Origin of the sequence: Microbacterium capsulatum, from assembly GCF_030865425.1 — a bacterium.
Classification (GTDB): Bacteria; Actinomycetota; Actinomycetes; order Actinomycetales; family Microbacteriaceae; genus Microbacterium; species Microbacterium capsulatum.
The window spans coordinates 1-17,477 of sequence record NZ_JAVFCB010000012.1 but is presented as its reverse complement, the minus strand read 5'-3'; the positions used below and the strand labels follow the sequence as shown (position 1 = coordinate 17,477).

The 17,477-nt window shown below is 71.5% G+C and carries 13 protein-coding genes; 6 read left to right on the top strand and 7 right to left on the bottom strand.

Annotation, left to right across the window (positions count from 1 at the left end; all coding sequences use genetic code 11):
- Positions 1–75: 75 nt before the first annotated feature.
- On the bottom strand, positions 76–1,233 hold the full coding sequence (locus RBR11_RS16675) for an acyl-CoA dehydrogenase family protein (protein WP_308490504.1): 1,158 nt from the start codon (positions 1,231–1,233) through the stop codon (positions 76–78).
- A gap of 86 nt (positions 1,234–1,319) precedes the next feature.
- Between RBR11_RS16675 and RBR11_RS16670 the strand changes: the two genes are divergently transcribed.
- Positions 1,320–1,898 (top strand): TetR/AcrR family transcriptional regulator, encoded by a 579-nt coding sequence (locus RBR11_RS16670; RefSeq protein ID WP_308490503.1) that lies wholly within the window; start codon positions 1,320–1,322, stop codon positions 1,896–1,898.
- Positions 1,899–1,943: 45 nt separating this feature from the next.
- On the opposite strand, the gene RBR11_RS16665 is transcribed toward RBR11_RS16670, so the two are convergent.
- A complete protein-coding gene (locus RBR11_RS16665; protein ID WP_308490502.1) occupies positions 1,944–2,324 on the bottom strand; it encodes an ArsR/SmtB family transcription factor in 381 nt (126 codons plus the stop codon).
- Positions 2,325–2,538: 214 nt separating this feature from the next.
- On the opposite strand from RBR11_RS16665, the gene RBR11_RS16660 reads away from it, so the two are divergent.
- Entirely contained in the window at positions 2,539–4,284 is a 1,746-nt protein-coding gene (locus tag RBR11_RS16660) for an ABC transporter permease (protein WP_308490501.1), read from the top strand.
- Positions 4,285–4,325: 41 nt separating this feature from the next.
- A complete protein-coding gene (locus RBR11_RS16655) occupies positions 4,326–5,699 on the top strand; it encodes an ABC transporter ATP-binding protein (protein ID WP_308490500.1) in 1,374 nt (457 codons plus the stop codon).
- A 45-nt stretch (positions 5,700–5,744) separates the two neighbouring features.
- Here the strand turns inward: RBR11_RS16655 and RBR11_RS16650 are convergent, their stop codons facing one another.
- From RBR11_RS16650 to RBR11_RS16630, 5 genes are all read right to left on the bottom strand, one after another.
- Positions 5,745–6,581 (bottom strand): HpcH/HpaI aldolase/citrate lyase family protein, encoded by an 837-nt coding sequence (locus RBR11_RS16650; RefSeq protein WP_308490499.1) that lies wholly within the window; start codon positions 6,579–6,581, stop codon positions 5,745–5,747.
- Positions 6,578–7,063 (bottom strand): MaoC family dehydratase, encoded by a 486-nt coding sequence (locus tag RBR11_RS16645; protein WP_308490498.1) that lies wholly within the window; start codon positions 7,061–7,063, stop codon positions 6,578–6,580. Before RBR11_RS16645 ends, RBR11_RS16650 begins: the two co-directional genes overlap by 4 nt.
- Complete coding sequence (locus RBR11_RS16640) at positions 7,060–9,045, bottom strand: acetyl/propionyl/methylcrotonyl-CoA carboxylase subunit alpha (RefSeq protein ID WP_308490581.1); 1,986 nt, start codon at positions 9,043–9,045, stop codon at positions 7,060–7,062. Before RBR11_RS16640 ends, RBR11_RS16645 begins: the two co-directional genes overlap by 4 nt.
- 20 nt (positions 9,046–9,065) lie before the next feature.
- The gene (locus RBR11_RS16635; RefSeq protein WP_308490580.1) at positions 9,066–10,664 is read right to left on the bottom strand and encodes a carboxyl transferase domain-containing protein; all 1,599 of its coding nucleotides are present in this window, start codon (positions 10,662–10,664) and stop codon (positions 9,066–9,068) included.
- A gap of 218 nt (positions 10,665–10,882) precedes the next feature.
- Entirely contained in the window at positions 10,883–11,440 is a 558-nt protein-coding gene (locus RBR11_RS16630; protein WP_308490497.1) for a phosphorylase family protein, read from the bottom strand.
- Positions 11,441–11,515: 75 nt separating this feature from the next.
- Between RBR11_RS16630 and nadE the strand changes: the two genes are divergently transcribed.
- From nadE to RBR11_RS16615, 3 genes are all read left to right on the top strand, one after another.
- Positions 11,516–12,334 carry an ammonia-dependent NAD(+) synthetase gene (gene nadE, locus RBR11_RS16625; RefSeq protein ID WP_308490496.1) on the top strand — a complete coding sequence of 273 codons (819 nt, stop codon included), beginning with the start codon at positions 11,516–11,518 and terminating at the stop codon, positions 12,332–12,334.
- Positions 12,335–12,430: 96 nt separating this feature from the next.
- Complete coding sequence (locus tag RBR11_RS16620; RefSeq protein WP_308490579.1) at positions 12,431–16,009, top strand: TM0106 family RecB-like putative nuclease; 3,579 nt, start codon at positions 12,431–12,433, stop codon at positions 16,007–16,009.
- A 212-nt stretch (positions 16,010–16,221) separates the two neighbouring features.
- Positions 16,222–17,451: an integrase core domain-containing protein gene (locus tag RBR11_RS16615; protein ID WP_419956798.1), complete on the top strand. Its 1,230-nt coding sequence runs from the start codon at positions 16,222–16,224 to the stop codon at positions 17,449–17,451.
- Positions 17,452–17,477 lie beyond the last annotated feature (26 nt).

The following is a 17,477-nucleotide window of genomic DNA, read 5'->3' as shown; positions in this document are numbered from 1 at the left end:
TGAACCCGTGAAGACCGCGTTTCGTCTCGGTCGCTGCGCGTCCTCGCTCAACGACCCCGAGAGGAAACCGGCGACTCAGAGTCCGAGGCTGCGGGCGATCAGCATGAGCTGCACCTCGCTGGTGCCCTCGCCGACCTCGAGGATCTTCGAGTCGCGGTAGTGCCGGGCGACCCGGTACTCGTTCATGAAGCCGTTGCCGCCGAACACCTGGGTCGCGTCCCGGGCGTTGTCCATCGCGGCGTCGCTCGCCGTGAGCTTGGCGATCGCCGCCTCCTTCTTGAACGGCTTGCCCGCCAGCATGAGTGCGGCCGCATGGTAGTACGCGCGACGGGCGACCAGGGCGCGCGCCTCCATCCGGGCGATCTTGAACGCGATCGCCTGATGGCCGCCGATGTGCGTGCCGAACGCCTGCCGCTCCTTCGCGTAGCGCACGGCGTCGTCGACGCATCCCTGCGCGGCACCGACGGCGAGGGCCGCGATCGCGATCCGGCCCTCATCGAGCGTGCGCAGAAAGTTCGCGTAGCCGCGGCCGCGCTCGCCGAGGAGGTTCGACGCCGGCACCCGCACGTCGTCGAAGGACAGCGGGTGCGTGTCGGAGGCGTTCCAGCCGACCTTGTCGTACGGCGGCTGCACCGTGAACCCGGGGGTTCCGGACGGCACGATGATCGTGGAGATCTCCTTGCCGCGCTCGTTCTCGCCGGTCACGGCCGTGACGGTGACGAACGCGGTGATGTCGGTGCCGGAGTTCGTGATGAACTGCTTCGCGCCGTTGATCACCCACTCGTCGCCGTCGAGCCGGGCGGTCGTGCGGGTGCGACCGGCGTCGCTGCCGGCGTCGGGTTCGGTGAGGCCGAATGCGCCGAGCGTCTCGCCCGCGGCGAGGGAGGGCAGCCAGCGCTGCTTCTGCTCCTCGGTGCCGAAGCGGTGGATCGGCATGGCGCCGAGAGAGACGCCCGCCTCGAGGGTGATCGCGACGCTCTGGTCGACCTTCGCGAGCTCCTCGAGGGCGAGGCAGAGCGCGAAGTAGTCGCCGCCCATGCCGCCGTACTCCTCGGGGAACGGCAGGCCGAACAGGCCCATCTCGGCCATGCCGGCGACGACCTCGTAGGGGAAGCTGTGCTCCTTGTCATGCCGCGCGGAGACCGGCGCCACCACCTGCTCGGCGAAGTCGCGGACCGTGGCCGCGAGCTCGCGGTACTCCTCGGGGAGTTCGGAAGGGATCGTCTCGGGCATGGATCGGCTCCTCAGTGAACGATCGATAACTGAGATTCAGGTTAGCGCCGATTCACTCGGGTGTCCAGGACGGCTATCCTGTCCGGATGACCACCGCACGGGCCGAGGGGAAGGCGCGCACGCGCCAGCTGTTCCTCGACGCTGCCGCGCGGCTGTTCGCCGACCGCGGCTTCCACGCCGTGTCGATCGGCGAGCTCGGCGCCGCGGTCGGCGTGAGCGGCCCCGCGCTGTACCGGCACTTCGCGAGCAAGGACGCGATGCTCGAGGAGATCCTCATCGGCACGAGCGAGTACCTGCTGCAGGGCGGTCAGCGGATCGTGGCCGCGGAGCACGCCGACGATGCGGCGCTCCTGGACGCCCTGATCGACTTCCATCTCACGTTCGCGCTCACGCACCGCGATGTGATCCGTGTGCAGGATCGCGAGCTCGGCACGCTCGCGAAGGCCGCGAACCGGCAGGTGCGCAAGCTGCAGCGGCAGTACCTCGACCTGTGGGCCGAGGTCGTCGCACGGATGCGGCCGGACGTGTCCGCGGCGAATCGGCAGGTCGCCATGCACGCGGTGTTCGGTCTGCTGAACTCCACCGCGCACAACACGGACGTGGCGGCCAGCGCCGACGAACGCGGGATCCTCACGGTCGCCGCGCTGCGGGTCCTGCTGGGTTGAGCGGCGCCGCACCCGGCGACGGGCTCACCGGGAGCGCACGCGCGATCAGCCGACGCTCTGGAAGCGCGGCCGTCGGGGCGGACGGCGCAGATCCGGCTCCTGGGCGATGGTGCCGTCGGGCGCGATGTGCTCGAAGACCGTCTCGACGAGCGTGACGATGTGCGGGTCGTCGACGCGGTAGAGCTGGCGGCGGCCCTCGCGCCGGGCGGACACGACGCCCGCGGCGCGCAGCTTCGCGAGCTGCTGACTGGTGGCGGGGATCGTCGCACCGGTGCGCTCGGCGAGGGTCGTCACATCGCTCTCGCCGGAGGCGAGCAGCCACACGATGTGCAGGCGGCCGGGCACGGAGAGCAGATCGAAGGTGCCTGCGGCGGCGGAAAGCCGCTCCGGCGTGGCGGCCCTGCGGCCCTGCCCGTCCTCGTCCACCCGTGCCCCCTCACCCATTCATTTGCGCAACCGGTTGAATGAGACTAACGTACTCCGTGGCCCGGCGCACGGGCCGTCCGCCCGCGAGCCGAGGAGGTGATGACGGTGAGTCATCCTGACGATCGATCCCGTCCCCTCTTCCCCCGCGCGCTCGCCGGCTGATCCCGACATCCGCTGATCCCACGGCGCCCGCGCTCGTCTCATGGAGCCCGCCATGACGATCCTCCGCCCCTTCGCCGGCAGCACCTCCGTCGGCGTCCGCTCGCGCACGCGCCTCGCCGCCGACGCGATCGTGCTCGTCGCGTTCGCCGTGCTGCTGTTCCTGCTGATCCGCCTCGCGGAGGGGGTCGGCGCTCCGTTCAACCCGTCGACCGCGGCATCGAGCGTGTCCACCGACCCGGCCGACCTGCCGTACTACGCGCTGCGTTCCCTGCTGCGCATGTTCGTCGCGCTGCTCGCCTCGCTGCTGTTCACGTTCGTGTACGCGACCGCCGCGGCCCGCTCCCGGCGGGCGGAGAAGATCCTCATCCCCCTGCTCGACATCCTGCAGTCCGTGCCCGTGCTCGCCTTCCTCTCGGTCACGCTGACGATCTGGCTCGTGCTGTTCCCCGGATCCATGCTCGGACTGGAATGCGCCTCGGTGTTCGCGATCTTCACCAGCCAGGCGTGGAACATGACCTTCTCGTTCTACAGCTCCCTGACCACGCAGCCGCGGGATCTCGACGAGGCCGCGCGCCTGCTGCGGCTGACGAAGTGGGAGCGGTTCTGGAAGCTCGACGTGCCGAGCGGCATGATCCCGCTGGTCTGGAACGGCATGATGAGCTTCGGCGGCGGATGGTTCTTCCTCGTCGCCTCCGAGGTGATCTCGGTCAACAACCACACGTATGCCCTGCCGGGTATCGGGTCCTTCGTCGCCGCCGCGACGGATCAGCAGAACATCCCGGCGATCCTGCTCGCGATCGGCGTGATGGTGCTCATGGTGATCGGCGTGAACACCCTGTTCTGGCGGCCGCTGACCGCCTGGGCGGAGAAGTTCCGCATGGGCGACACGACCGCGCAGGTCGCCCAGCGCAGCGTGACCCTCGACGTGCTCCGGCACTCCGGAATCCCGCGCTACCTCGGCATGGCGTTCCGTCCGATCGGGCGCGGCCTCGACCTCGCGACCCGCCCGTTCGGGCTCGCGGACCGGCCGCTGCTCGTGAACCCCGGGCGGCGTCGCGCAGGCGACATCGTGTTCGCCGTCGTGGTGGGGCTGCTCGTCGCCTGGGGCGCGGTCGAGATGCTCGTCTACATCCAGGGATCCGTCGGGCTCGTCGAGTTCGGCAGGGCGGTCCTGCTGGGACTCGCGACCTTCGCCCGCGTGATCGTGCTGATCCTCGTCGCGACGCTGATCTGGGTGCCGGTCGGGGTGTGGATCGGGATGAACCCGCGCGTCACCCGGTTCGCGCAGCCGATCGTGCAGGTGCTCGCCAGCTTCCCGGCGAACTTCCTGTTCCCGTTCGTGACACTGCTGCTCATCCGGACCGGCGTCAGCCTGGACATCGGCGGCGTCTTCCTGATGGCGCTCGGCGCGCAGTGGTACATCCTGTTCAACGTCATCGCCGGGGCGTCGGCCATCCCGGCCGACCTGCGTGAGGCGTCCGTGAACCTCGGCATCACCCGGTGGCTGCGCTGGAAGGCGCTCATCCTGCCCGCCGTCTTCTCGTCGTGGGTCACCGGGGGGATCACCGCGGCCGGCGGCGCCTGGAACGCGTCGATCGTGTCGGAGGTGGTCGGCTACGGCCACACCACCCTCACCGCGACCGGCCTCGGCGCCTACATCGCGAACGCCACGGCGGCGGGCGACTTCGCCCGCACGTTCGTCGGCGTGATCGTGATGACCCTGTTCGTCGTCGGCATCAACCGGCTCTTCTGGCGCCGCCTGTACCGGCTCGCCGAGAACCGCTTCTCCCTGACCTGACCCGACCCGACCCGACCGATCCTCGCCGAAGGAGGTGCCCCATGGCACTGAAGACCGCACGCACGCCCGCCACGCTCCCGATCGGAGCGCCGCTGATCGACATCGACCGCGTGACGAAGTCGTTCCCGTCCGCCGACGGCACCACCCTGAACGTGCTGTCCGAGGTGTCGCTCACCCTGCGCAAGGGCGAGATCGTGGCGCTGCTCGGCAAGTCCGGATCCGGCAAGTCCACCCTGCTGCGCACGATGGCGGGCCTGATCGCCCCCACGACCGGCGAGGTGCGCTACCGTGGCGAGCGTCTCGACGGCGCCAACCCCGGCGTCGGGATGGTGTTCCAGTCGTTCGCGCTGATGCCGTGGCTGACCGTGCAGGCGAACGTCGAGCTGGGGCTCGAGGCCCGCGGCGTCCCCGCGGCGGAGCGGCGGGAGCGCGCCCTCGCCGCGATCGACGTGATCGGCCTGGACGGGTTCGAGTCCGCCTATCCGCGCGAGCTCTCCGGCGGGATGCGGCAGCGCGTCGGCTTCGCGCGCGCCCTCGTGCTGCGCCCGGATGCGCTGCTCATGGACGAGCCGTTCTCGGCCCTCGACGTGCTGACCGCGGAGAACCTCCGCGGCGAGATCATGTCGCTGTGGGCCCAGCCCGACTTCCCGACCTCGGCCATCTGCATCGTCACGCACAACATCGAGGAGGCGGTGCTGCTCGCCGACCGAGTGATCGTGCTCGGATCCAACCCCGGCCACATCAAGGGCGAGGTGCCGATCCTGCTGCCCCGCCCACGTGACCGCCGCAGCCCCACCTTCGAGTCCACGATCGACACGCTGTACGCGATGCTGACCGACACGGAGCGCGCGTCCGCCTCGACGGTCGCGCCCGCACCGACCCCGCTCAGCCACCCCCTCCCCGACATCACGGTCGGCGGTCTCGCCGGCCTCATCGAGATCGTGCACGCCCACAACGGGCAGACGGATCTGCCCGATCTCGCCGACGAGCTGTCGTTCGAGGTCGACGACCTGCTCCCGCTCGTCGACGCGGCGCAGCTGCTCGGGCTGCTCGAGGTCGAGGGGGCGCAGGCGTTCCTCAACGACCGTGGCCGGGAGTGGCTGACCGCCGACATCCAGTCCAGCAAGGAGCTGTTCGCGGCTCGTGCGGTGCAGAGCGTCCCGCTCATCCGCACGATCGTGAAGGCGCTGGAGAACAGCGACGACGGAGCGCTGCGCGACGACTTCTTCCTCGACCTGCTGCGCCGCGGCTACACCGCCGAGGACGCCCGCAAGCAGCTCGACATCGCGATCGACTGGGGACGCTACGGCGAGCTGTACGACTACGACGCCGACACCGGCGAGCTCGTGCTCGGCGAGCTCGCCGCGGAGGCCGAGCGGCACCTCGCGGCGGAGGGCGCCGAGCCGGGGGCGTGACCGGCCCACACCTGCCAGGACCCGGCGCACGGGGTCGGGGTGCGGCTACCGGCCGAGGATCGCGCGGGCCTGGCGGAGCACGGGCTCGTCGACCATCCGACCCTCGAACCGGAACACGCCGGGCTGAGTCGAGGCGGCGGCGAGCACGCGCTCGGCCCACTCGATCTCGGCCGGGGTCGACGCGTAGCCCTCGTGGATCACGGCGACCTGGCTCGGGTGGATGCACGCGGTGGCGTCGAAGCCGCTCGCGGCCGCGTCGAAAGCCTCCGCGCGCAGCCCGTCGAGGTCGGCGATGTCGAGGTGCACGGCGTCGATCGCGGCCTTGCCGAACGCCTTCGCCGCGAGCAGCACGCGCGAGCGGGCATGCCGGGCGGCATCGCGGTACCGGCCGTCCTCGAACCTGCTCGAGCGGCCCGCCATGCTCGCGACGAGGTCCTCGGCGCCCCACATGAGCCCGATCACGGCGGGGTGGGCGGCGATCTCCTCGGCGCGGACGACCCCGCGCGCGGTCTCGCACAGGGCGAGCACGCGGTGCTCGGCGGCGTGCAGGGCGTCGAGGTCGGCGGAGCCCTCGGCCTTGGCGAGCATGACCGTGCGGTAGGCGGTGCCTTCGAGGGCGGCGAGGTCGAGCGCGTGGTCCGCCGTGGCGGCCGGATTGACGCGCACGATCGTGCGCCCCGGATCCAGGGTCGACGCGGCGACGCGCGCGCGGGCGGCGGGCTTGTCGGCGGGCGCGACCGCGTCCTCGAGGTCGAGGATCACGGAATCGGCGGCGGCGAGGGCCTTCTCGTACCGGTCGTCGCGGTCGGCGGGGCAGAAGAGCAGGGCCGGGCCCGCGAGGCGACGGTCCCCGAGACGGTCGAACGGCCCGGCGCCGGTCATCGCGGATCCTCCGCCGGCAGGCACTGCATGAGCGTGGACCGCGTGGCGAGGGCGACCACCTCGTCGCGCTGGTTGCGCATGGTGTGCGCGAACGTCACGATGCCCTGGCCCGGGCGCGACGACGACAGCCGTTTCGACACGATCCGCGTCTCGGCGTAGAGGGTGTCGCCGACCCGGACCGGGGCGGGGAACGAGATCTCGGTGAAGCCGAGGTTCGCGACGATCGTGCCCATCGTGAGCTGCGCGACGGAGAGCCCGACGAGGGTGGAGAGCGTGAACATGCTGTTCACGAGGCGTTCGCCGAACTCGGTGCCCGCGCTCCACGCGGCGTCCAGGTGCAGGGCCTGCGTGTTCATGGTGAGGGTCGTGAAGAGCACGTTGTCGGCCTCGGTGACGGTGCGGCCGGGGCGGTGCAGGTAGACCGCGCCCTCCTCGAACTCCTCGAAGTAGAGCCCGCGCTGCTCGATGCGCTTCTCGGTCATGAGGCCTCCTCCGGAGTGATCATTGCCAGGGTCTGGCCGCGCGCGACGGTGTCGCCCTGCGCCGTGTGCAGCGCGACGGTGCCGGCGACCCCGGCGCGCAGCACATGCTCCATCTTCATCGCCTCGACGACGAGCACCGGGTCGCCCTCCTCGACGTGCGCGCCGTCCGCCACGTGAACGAGCACGACCGTGCCCGGCATGGGGGAGTCCAGGTGCGGCACGCTCGCCGCCGCGGACCCGCCGCCGTGCACGACCTCTTCCTCCGCGACCTCGAACACCGCACCCGCGTACGCGACCGCGACCCGGTCGGATCCGGAGATCAGCGCGGCGATCGTCCGCGTCACCCCGTCGATCGTGATCGTGCGACGGAGCGGATCCTCCGCGCGCACGTGTGCGGGCACGGGATCGGATCCGTCGACCGCGACGGTGAGCGACGATCCGGATCCGGAGACGAGGACCTCGGCGCGGCGCTCGCCGCAGACCAGGGCGTACCGGCGGGGTGCGGGGGTGCCGAGGCGCCAGCCGTCGTGGCGGGTCCACGGGCCGGTGAGACCGCCGACCTCAGGGGCCCGGCCGCCGTCCCGCAGCAGTGCTGCCTCCGCGAACGTCCGCTCGTCCGCCGCGGCGAACGCGATGTCGTCGATGCGCCGGGCGATGAGCCCCGTGTCCAGATCGCCGGCCACGACCTCCGGCAGCTCGAGCAGGGCCCGCACGAACTCGATGTTCGTGGGGAAGCCGAACACGGCGGTGCCGCCGAGCGCCCGCACGAGCCGGCGCCGGGCCTCGTCGCGGTCGGCGCCCGTGGCGATGATCTTCGCGAGCATCGGGTCGTAGTCGATCGAGACGTCCAGGCCGTCCGCGATCGCCGTGTCGACGCGGATCCCGTCGCCCGTCGGGTGGATCACGCGCTCGACCCGCCCGCCGGTCGGCAGGAAGTCCGTCGCCGGATCCTCCGCGTACACGCGCGCCTCGATGGAGTGTCCGCGGAGCACGACGTCGTCCTGCCCGAACGCGAGCGGAAGCCCCGCGGCGATCCGCAGCTGCTGCTCGACGAGGTCGAGGCCGGTGATCTCCTCGGTGACGGGGTGCTCGACCTGCAGACGCGTGTTCATCTCCATGAAGAAGAACTCATCCGGTCGCGTCGCCTCGACGATGAACTCGACCGTGCCGGCGCCGCGGTAGTCGACGCTGCGCGCGGTCTCGCAGGCGGCCGCGCCGATCGCGGCGCGCGTCGCCTCATCGAGCAGGGGGGACGGCGCCTCCTCGATGACCTTCTGGTGCCGGCGCTGCAGCGAGCACTCGCGCTCGCCGAGGTGGACCACGTTCCCGTGCGCGTCGGCGAGGATCTGCACCTCGATGTGCCGCGGCGTCGTCAGGTAGCGCTCGAGGAAGAGGGCGTCGTCGCCGAAGCTCGCGGCGGCCTCGCGCCGGGCCGCGGCGATCGCCCCGGCGAGGTGCGCCTCGTCCTGCACGACGTGCATGCCCTTGCCGCCGCCGCCCGCGGACGGCTTGATGAGCAGCGGATACCCGATCCCGGGCGCCGCCGCGATCAGGTCCGCATCCGTGAGATGCGGGCGGGCGACGCCGGGCACGGTCGGCACGTGCCGTTCGGCGACCGCGAGCTTGGCCGTGATCTTGTCGCCCATCGTCCGGATCGCCGTGGCGGACGGGCCGATGAACACGATGCCGGCGTCGGCGCAGGCCTGCGCGAACGCGGCGTTCTCGGCGAGGAAGCCGTAACCGGGGTGGATCGCCTGAGCGCCGGTGGCACGGGCGGCGGCGATCACGGCGTCGATCGAGAGGTAGCTCTGCGCGGCGGGGGCGGGGCCGATCCGCACGGCCTCGTCGGCGAGGGCGACGTGGCGGGATCCGGCGTCGGCGTCGCTGTAGACCGCGACGGAGCGGATCCCGAGGCGGCCCAGCGTCGCGATGACGCGGCAGGCGATCTCGCCGCGGTTGGCGATGAGGACGGTGTGGAACATGGTGGTCTCGGACACGCGCATCACATCCGGAAGACGCCGAATTGCCGGCTTGCCGCTGCGCTGGTGGCTGGCGTATCGGTCGAGGGGGCGCGGAGGACGACGTCGAGCGCGAGGCCGAGCACGTCGCGGGTCTGTCCGGGCTCGATGATCCCGTCGTCCCACAGGCGCGCGGTGGAGTAGTACGGGCTGCCCTGCTCCTCGTAGGCGGCGCGGATCGGGGCCTGGAACTCGGCCTCCTCCTCGGTCGACCAGGTCCCCCCGGCGGCCTCGATCTGGTCGCGGCGCACGGTCGACAGCACCGACGCGGCCTGCGGGCCGCCCATCACCGAGACGCGCGCGCCCGGCCAGAGCCAGAGGAACCGCGGCGAGTACGCCCGGCCGCACATCGAGTACGTGCCGGCGCCGAAGGATCCGCCGACGACGACCGTGAGCTTCGGCACCGAGGTCGTCGCGACCGCGTTCACCATCTTCGCGCCGTGCTTCGCGATGCCGGACGCCTCGTACTCGCGGCCGACCATGAAGCCGGTGATGTTCTGCAGGAACAGGAGCGGCGTGCGGCGCTGCTCGCAGAGCTGGATGAAGTGCGCGCCCTTGAGCGCGGACTCCCCGAACAGCACGCCGTTGTTCGCGATGATCCCGACCCGGTGGCCGTGGATCCGCGCGAACCCGGTCACGAGGGTCGTGCCGTACTCGGGCTTGAACTCGGTGAAGTCTCCGCCGTCGACGATCGCGCGGACGATCTCGCGGGCGTTGTAGGGGACGGTGAGCTCGACGGGGACGGCCTGCAACAGATCGACGGGATCCGGATCCGTGACGGCCGCGGGCGGATCCGCGAGCGGCGGCGACGGCGGCAGGGTCGCCACGATGTCGCGGACGATCCGCAGCGCGTGCTCGTCGTTCTCGGCGAGGTGGTCGGCGACGCCCGAGACGCGGGTGTGCACCTCGCCGCCGCCGAGCTCCTCCGCGGTGACGACCTCGCCCGTCGCGGCCTTCACGAGCGGCGGCCCGCCGAGGAAGATCGTGCCCTGGTTCCGCACGATCACGGTCTCGTCGCTCATCGCGGGGACGTAGGCGCCACCCGCCGTCGAGGAGCCGAGCACCGCGGCGATCTGCGGGATCCCGTCGCGGGACATCCGCGCCTGGTTGTAGAAGATCCGGCCGAAGTGGTCGCGGTCGGGGAAGACCTCGTCCTGCATCGGCAGGAACGCGCCGCCGGAGTCGACGAGGTACACGCAGGGCAGCCGGTTCTCCGCCGCGATCTCCTGCGCGCGGAGGTGCTTCTTGACCGTGATCGGGTAGTAGGTGCCGCCCTTGACGGTGGCGTCGTTCGCGACCACCATGACGTGCCGGCCGTGGATGAGCCCGATCCCGGCGACGACCCCGGCGGAGGGCGCGTCGCCGCCGTAGAGCCCGTAGCCGGCGAGCGGTGCGACCTCGAGGAACGGGCTTCCCGGATCGAGCAGGTGGTCGACCCGGTCGCGGGCGAGCAGCTTGCCGCGCTCGGTGTGGCGGATCCGCGCCTTCTCGGGTCCGCCCAGGGCGGCCTCGGCGCGGCGCACGCGCAACTCGTCGACGAGCTCCCGGTACGTCGGCGCGGACGCGCTCGGCGCGGATGACATCGGCACGGGACCCTCCCTTGGGCGGCTTCCCGTTTAGATTAGCGAGCGTTAACTGAAATGTCCACGCCCGGGTGGGCCGCCCCATCTGCTCGCTGGTCGCGAATCGTCGCCATTCCGCCGGAATGAGGGCGTGTCGCGACCAGCGAGCGAAGGTGGAGCGAAGGTGGGGAGGCGGGCCGGGCGAAGCGGGCCGAGCGGAGCGGGCCGGGTGGCGCGCGTCAGACCCCGTACTCGTCGCGGATCCGGTCGCGCAGCTGCACGCTGCAGGCGGCGACGGTCTCGTCCCAGACGGTGGTCGCGCCGTCCTGCGCGGTGTCGGAGATCGCCCGGAGCACGCGGATCGGCACGCCGAACTGATCGGCGACCCAGACGTACGCGAAGGTCTCCATGTCGACGAGCACGCCGCCGAGGCCGCGGATCCGCTCGACGGCCACCGCGTCGTCCACGAAGATGTCGCCGGTCGCGATGACGAGGCCGTCCCGTCCGGTCACGACACGCGGCGGCAGCGACACGTGCTGGCCGATCACGCCGTCGAGGTCCTGCACGTCGTGCTGGATCGCGGCGGTCACCTCGTACACGCCGCCGGGGAGATCCGGATCCACGCCGCCCGCGGTGCCGACGACGACGACCTCCTCGTACGCGGTCGCGTCGAGCGCGCGGGTCAGGCCGTACGCGGCCTTGAGCTTGCCGGGCCCGGTCACGAGCCGGTCGAAGCCGGGGAGCGTCTCGGGGAAGGCTTGCAGTTCGGAGGCCAGAGCGGCGACGAGGAGTCTCACCCCGCCATCCTCTCGCACGTTCACATGCCCGTAACGATCGGGGGCGGATACTGGATCCGGCACCGAAGGAGAACCATGACCCTGCAGCAGGACATCGCCACCGCGCTCGGCGTGCGGCCCGAGATCGACCCCGTCGCCGAGATCGACCGTCGGGTCGGCTTCCTCGCCGACTACCTGCGGTACACCGGCGCCCAGGGGTACGTGCTCGGGATCTCCGGCGGGCAGGACTCGACGCTGGCCGGGCGGCTCGCGCAGCTCGCCGTCGAGCGGGTGCGCGCCGAGGGCGGCGAGGCGGTGTTCATCGCCGTGCGGCTGCCGTACCGGGTGCAGCACGACGCCGAGGACGCGTCCGCGGCGATGGCCTTCCTCCGGGCGGATGAGAGCGTCGAGATCAACATCGAGCACAGCGTGGACGGGCTCGAGGCGGATCTGGAGGCCGCCGGCCTCGGCGAGGTCACCGACTTCAACCGAGGCAACATCAAGGCGCGGATGCGCATGGTGACGCAGTACGCGATCGCCGGGCACCGCGGGATGCTCGTCATCGGAACCGACCACGCCGCCGAGGCGGTCACCGGGTTCTTCACGAAGTTCGGCGACGGCGCGTGCGATGTGACCCCGCTCGCCGGGCTCAGCAAGCGTCAGGGCCGCGCGCTGCTCCTGCACCTCGAGGCCCCGTACGCGCTCGCGCACAAGATCCCCACGGCCGACCTGCTCGACGCCATCCCCGGTCGCACGGACGAGGACGAACTCGGCCTGACCTACGAGCAGATCGACGACTTCCTCGAGGGGCGCGCTGTCCCGGCCGAGGTGGCCGAACAGCTGGGGGCGCGGTACCTGGCCACGTCGCACAAGCGCCGCCAGCCGGTCACGCCCGACGACACCTGGTGGCGCTGAGCCGCGCCCGGCGCTCGGGCGGCGATGTCCGACGCCCCGTCTAGGGTCGAAGCGACGGCCTGAACGGTCGCCCGAACGACAGGAGCCCTCGTGCGCGTGATCACCCCCTCCGGATCCGACCGGACCGTCGCCTCCGGCGCGGGGGAGCGGACCGTGATCTGGAGCGCGACCGACCTGAAGCTCGCGGCGGAGTGCGAGTTCGCCTGGGCGCGGGCGCTCGACGCCAAGCTCGGCCGCGTCGAGGCGGTCGAGGATCCGGAGGACGCGACGCTCGCGCGCGCGGCCGCGATGGGCGACGTGCACGAGCAGGTCGTGCTGCAGGACTACATCTCCACCTACGGACGTGCAGACGAGGGTGGGCCAGGCGTCGTCGAGCTGCCGAAGGTCTCGTCGACCGACGCCGCGGCGCTCGCGGAGGTGGTCGCGGACACCGAGCGGGCGCTGCGGTCGGAGGCCACCGTGATCTACCAGGCGGCCTTCTCCACGCCGGAGTTCGTCGGGTTCGCCGACTTCCTGCTGCGCGACTCGGACGGCCGCTGGCGCGTGCAGGACACCAAGCTCGCCCGCAGCGCCCGGGTCACGGCTCTCATGCAGTTGGCGGCATACGTCGACCAGCTCGACCGTCTCGGCATCCCGCGCTCCGACGAGGTCGACCTGATCCTCGGCGATCGCAGCGTGAGCACGCACGCCGTCAGCGACCTGCTGCCGCTCTTCCACGTGCGCCGGGCCCGGCTGCGCGCGCTCATCGCGGACCGACGGATCGATCTGGGCGCCTCCGGCGCGCCGCTCGCCTGGGGCGACGACCGCGGGGATCTGCAGATCGTCGCGTGCGGGCGCTGCGCGACGTGCGAGATCGAGGTCGAGGCGCACCGGGACCTGCTGCTCGTCGCACGGATGCGGCCCGTGCAGCGGGCGAAGCTCCGCGCGGCCGGGATCGACACGATCGACGAGCTCGCCGCCGCTGCGGAGGGGCCGGAGGGGATGAGCACCGAGACCTTCCAGACGCTGCGCTCCCAGGCCCGGCTGCAGCTCGGAGCCGCGACCGCCGCAGCGACGACGGACGCTGCCGCGATCCCGCCGTTCGAGGTCGTCTCCGCCGCCGCGGTCGGCTTGATGCCGCGGCCGAGCCGCGGCGACCTGTTCTTCGACTTCGAGGGCGATCCGCTCTACACCGAGCCCGGCGAGGGGCGGCCCTGGGGGCTCGACTACCTGTTCGGCTGGGTCGACGACGCCGAGCAGTACTCCGCGCTCTGGGCGCACGCCTTCGCCGACGAGAAGCAGGCGCTGCTCGACTTCCTCGACTTCGTGACCGCCCGCCGGGCCGCGCATCCCGACATGCACATCTACCACTACGCGCCCTACGAGACCTCGCATCTGCAGAACATGGCGGCCCGGCACGGCGTCGGCGAGGCCGAGGTCGACCGGCTGCTGCGCGACGGCGTGTTCGTCGACCTGTACCCGCTCGTGCTGCGCACCGTGCGGGTCGGCTCGCGCTCGTACTCGATCAAGAAGCTCGAGCCGCTGTACATGGGCGCCGAGGTGCGCACGAGCGACGTGCAGAAGGGCGACGACTCGATCGTCCGCTACGTCGAGGCGCGCGGGCTCGCCGCCGACGGGCGCACGGCCGAGGCCGACGCGATCCTCGCCGACCTCGCCGATTACAACCGCTACGACTGCGTCTCCACCCGACGGCTGCGGGATTGGCTGGTGGGTCTCGCCCGCGAGGCCGGCGTCCGTCCCGCTCCGCCGGACGAGCCGGAGACCCGCGCCTATGAGCCGGCGCCGCTGTCGCTCGCGCTGCAGGCCGAGGCCCAGCGCGTGCAGGGCGACGGCGGCGACGGGCAGACCCACCGGGTCGCGGCGGCTGCCATCGACTACTTCCCGCGGGAGGCGAAGAGCTTCTGGCTCTCGCACTTCCAGCGGCTGCGTGAGCCGGTCACGCTCTGGGAGTCCACCCGCGACGTGCTCCGGGTGGATCCGGATCGCTCCGCCGTCGCCGAGGACTGGGGGACGGAGGAGGGCGCCCGCACGGTGTCCCGCCTCGTCGACCTGCACGGCGAGGTCGCGCCCGGCAGCACGCTCGGCGTCGGCGGCGGTCCGTTCGCGCTCTACGACGCGCCGCCGCCCTTCTTCGGCGAGTTCCCTTCGCGCGTGATCCACGTGCCGCACGAGGTCGCGGTCGTCGAGGTGCTCGAAGACGGCTACCGGATCCGCGAGCGCTCGATCGGCGGGCAGACCTGGGACGAGCTGCCGCTCGCGCTGACCCCGGCCGCGCCCCCGCGGGTGGTCTCGCTGCAGGGCGCGATCGAGGAGTGGGCCGGATCCGTGCTCTCCGCCGCCCCGGCATTCCCCGAGGACGCGGCCACCGACATCCTCCGGCGGGCCGTGCCGCGCACCCGGTCCGGGGATCCGATCCCCGTCGCCGACGGTGACACGGCCGACGCCATCGTGCGCGGCGTGCTCGACCTCGACCGCAGCTACCTCGCCGTGCAGGGCCCGCCCGGAACGGGCAAGACGTACACCGGGTCGCACGTGATCGCGCGGCTCGTGAACGAGCACGGCTACCGCATCGGCGTCGTCGCGCAGTCGCACGCGATCGTGGAGAACCTCCTCGACCGGGTCGTCGATGCCGGTGTGCCGGCCGCGCAGGTGGCGAAGGCGCCGAAGGATCCGGACGGCGCCGATCCGGTCTTCACCGCCATCCGCAAGGACGGCATGGCCGCGTACTTCGCCGAGCAGACGGCCGCCGGTCGCGGCTGCGTCGTCGGCGGCACGGCGTGGGACTTCAGCAACACCCGGCGCGTGCAGCGCGGCGAGCTCGACCTGCTCGTGATCGACGAGGCGGGGCAGTTCTCCCTCGCCTCCACGATCGCGGTCGCGGCCGCGGCGAAGAACCTGCTGCTGCTCGGGGATCCGCAGCAGCTGCCGCAGGTGAGCCAGGGCGCGCACCCTGAGCCCGTCGACACCTCGGCGCTCGGCTGGGTCATGCACGATCGCGCGGTCATCGACCCGGCGCACGGATCCTTCCTCGCACGGTCCTGGCGGATGCACCCCGCGGTCGCCGCACCCGTGTCACGCCTCGCCTACGCGGGGCAGCTCGCCTCGGCGGACGGGTCGGAGCTGCGCCGGATCGACGGCGTCGAGCCGGGCCTGCACGTGCGCCCGATCCGACACCGCGGCAACGCCACGCAGTCACCCGAGGAGGCCGCGGAGGTCGTCCGGATCGTGCGCGACCTCCTCGGACGGGAGTACGTGGACGGCATGCAGGACGAGGCCGCGCGGCCGCTCGAGCCGGCGGACGTCATCGTCGTCGCGCCGTACAACGCGCAGAAGCAGCTCATTCACGACGGACTTGCCGCGGTCGGTCTCGGCGATGTCGCGGTAGGCACGGTGGACAACTTCCAGGGCAAGGAGGCCGTCGTCTCGATCACCTCGCTCGCCGCGTCGAGCGGGCGGGACGCCCCGCGCGGGCCGGAGTTCCTGCTGCTGCAGAACCGGCTCAACGTGGCGATCTCGCGCGCCAAGGTCGCAGCGTTCCTCATCCACTCGCCGGCCCTGCTCGACGACCTGCCGTGGACGCCCGAGGGCGTCGCGCGGCTCAGCGCCTTCGCCCACCTCGTGGGTGCGGACCGCGACGAGGAGCCCGCGTACGTGCCGGTGCTCGCCCGGAGCTGAGGCCGGGCTCCTCCCACCCGCCGGCCGACCGCTCGGTTCGGCGGCCCAGCCGGGCCTCCCGGTTCGACCTTCGCGCTCGCGCTGTCGATTCCTGAATCGGCTGCGCAGTTGTCCGCTGTTATGTCTCAGGACATCGGTGACGGTTCTGTATCAGGACATCGGTGACAGTTCTGGGGGTCTTGGTGGTGACACTTCTCGGCTCAGATTGAGCGGTGTCGAAGAATGAACCTGTTGATGCGCGTGTCCGTCTCGCGATCTCTCGTTGGCCTGCGGATGCTCCGCGTGGGGCGGTGACGTCGTTTTGTCGAGAGCACGAGATCTCGCGGAAGACGTTCTATGTGCTGCTCGCTCGTGCGCGGGAGAAGGGCCCGGCGGCGGTGCTGGAGCCGCAGTCTCGTCGTCCGTCCGCGTCGCCGGCGAAGATCGGCGAGGAGGTGAAGCGGAGCGCGCTGGACGTGCGGGCAGCGCTGGAGCGATCCGGGCTCGACTACGGGCCGATCAGCGTGCACGACAAGATGACATCGATGGGATTCACGACCCCGTCGATCGCCTCACTCGCACGGATCTTCCGCGAAGCGGGCGTCGCCCGGGTGGAGCCAAAGAAGAAGCCGCGGTCCGCGTTCCGACGGTTCGTGTATCCCGCTCCGAACGCGTGCTGGCAACTCGATGCGACCGAGTACGTCCTCGCGGGCGGACGGACCTGCGTGATCTTCCAGCTCACCGATGATCATGCTCGTCTCGCGGTCGCGTCGCATGTCGCGAGGGCGGAGACGAGCAAGGGCGCGGTCACGGTGATGGAGAAGGGGATCGCCCGGCATGGGGTCCCGCAGCGGCTCCTCACGGATAACGGTGCCGCATTGAACCCGCACCGCCGCGGCATCGTCAGTCAGCTCGTCGCCTACGTGAGCACGCTCGGCGTCGTCGCGATCACCGGGAAGCCCGGGCACCCCATGACCCAGGGCAAGAACGAGCGATTCCACCAGACCCTGTTCCGATGGTTGGACAAGCAGCCCCTCGCCGGGACGATCGAGGAACTCCAACATCTCGTGGACCGGTTCGACGTGATCTACAACACCGAGCGCCCGCACCAGGCGCTTCCCGGTCGGAGCACCCCGCAACAGGCCTGGGACGCGACACCGAAAGCTCCCGCGCCAGAGCCAGACCCTGACGCTGCCACCCATCCCGGGGCGACTGGAGATGCCGTCCGGATCGTCCGCACGCACGGCGACATCAGCATCCGCGGCACCACATTCCAACTCGGGAACGAGTTCGCCGGCACTCAAGTCCACGCGATCTGGAACCCCGCCCTGATCATGATCTTCGACGAGCGCGGCACCCTCATCATCGAACACCCCTGGCCACAACCCGGCACCCGCTACGTCGGCAACGGCAGACCCCGAGGATCGGCCCCCAGAAGACGCCCACTGTCACCGATGTCCTGAGACACCAACTGTCACCGATGTCCTGA

What these genes read in the sequence shown, in the direction of transcription:
- RBR11_RS16650 (WP_308490499.1), bottom strand. Translation starts at nt 6,581, where the DNA reads ATGACCGGCGCCGGGCCGTTCGACCGTCTCGGGGACCGTCGCCTCGCG.
- nadE (WP_308490496.1), top strand. Translation starts at nt 11,516, where the DNA reads ATGACCCTGCAGCAGGACATCGCCACCGCGCTCGGCGTGCGGCCCGAG.
- RBR11_RS16640 (WP_308490581.1), bottom strand. Translation starts at nt 9,045, where the DNA reads ATGTTCCACACCGTCCTCATCGCCAACCGCGGCGAGATCGCCTGCCGC.
- RBR11_RS16675 (WP_308490504.1), bottom strand. Translation starts at nt 1,233, where the DNA reads ATGCCCGAGACGATCCCTTCCGAACTCCCCGAGGAGTACCGCGAGCTC.
- RBR11_RS16645 (WP_308490498.1), bottom strand. Translation starts at nt 7,063, where the DNA reads ATGACCGAGAAGCGCATCGAGCAGCGCGGGCTCTACTTCGAGGAGTTC.
- RBR11_RS16660 (WP_308490501.1), top strand. Translation starts at nt 2,539, where the DNA reads ATGACGATCCTCCGCCCCTTCGCCGGCAGCACCTCCGTCGGCGTCCGC.
- RBR11_RS16635 (WP_308490580.1), bottom strand. Translation starts at nt 10,664, where the DNA reads ATGTCATCCGCGCCGAGCGCGTCCGCGCCGACGTACCGGGAGCTCGTC.
- RBR11_RS16655 (WP_308490500.1), top strand. Translation starts at nt 4,326, where the DNA reads ATGGCACTGAAGACCGCACGCACGCCCGCCACGCTCCCGATCGGAGCG.
- RBR11_RS16670 (WP_308490503.1), top strand. Translation starts at nt 1,320, where the DNA reads ATGACCACCGCACGGGCCGAGGGGAAGGCGCGCACGCGCCAGCTGTTC.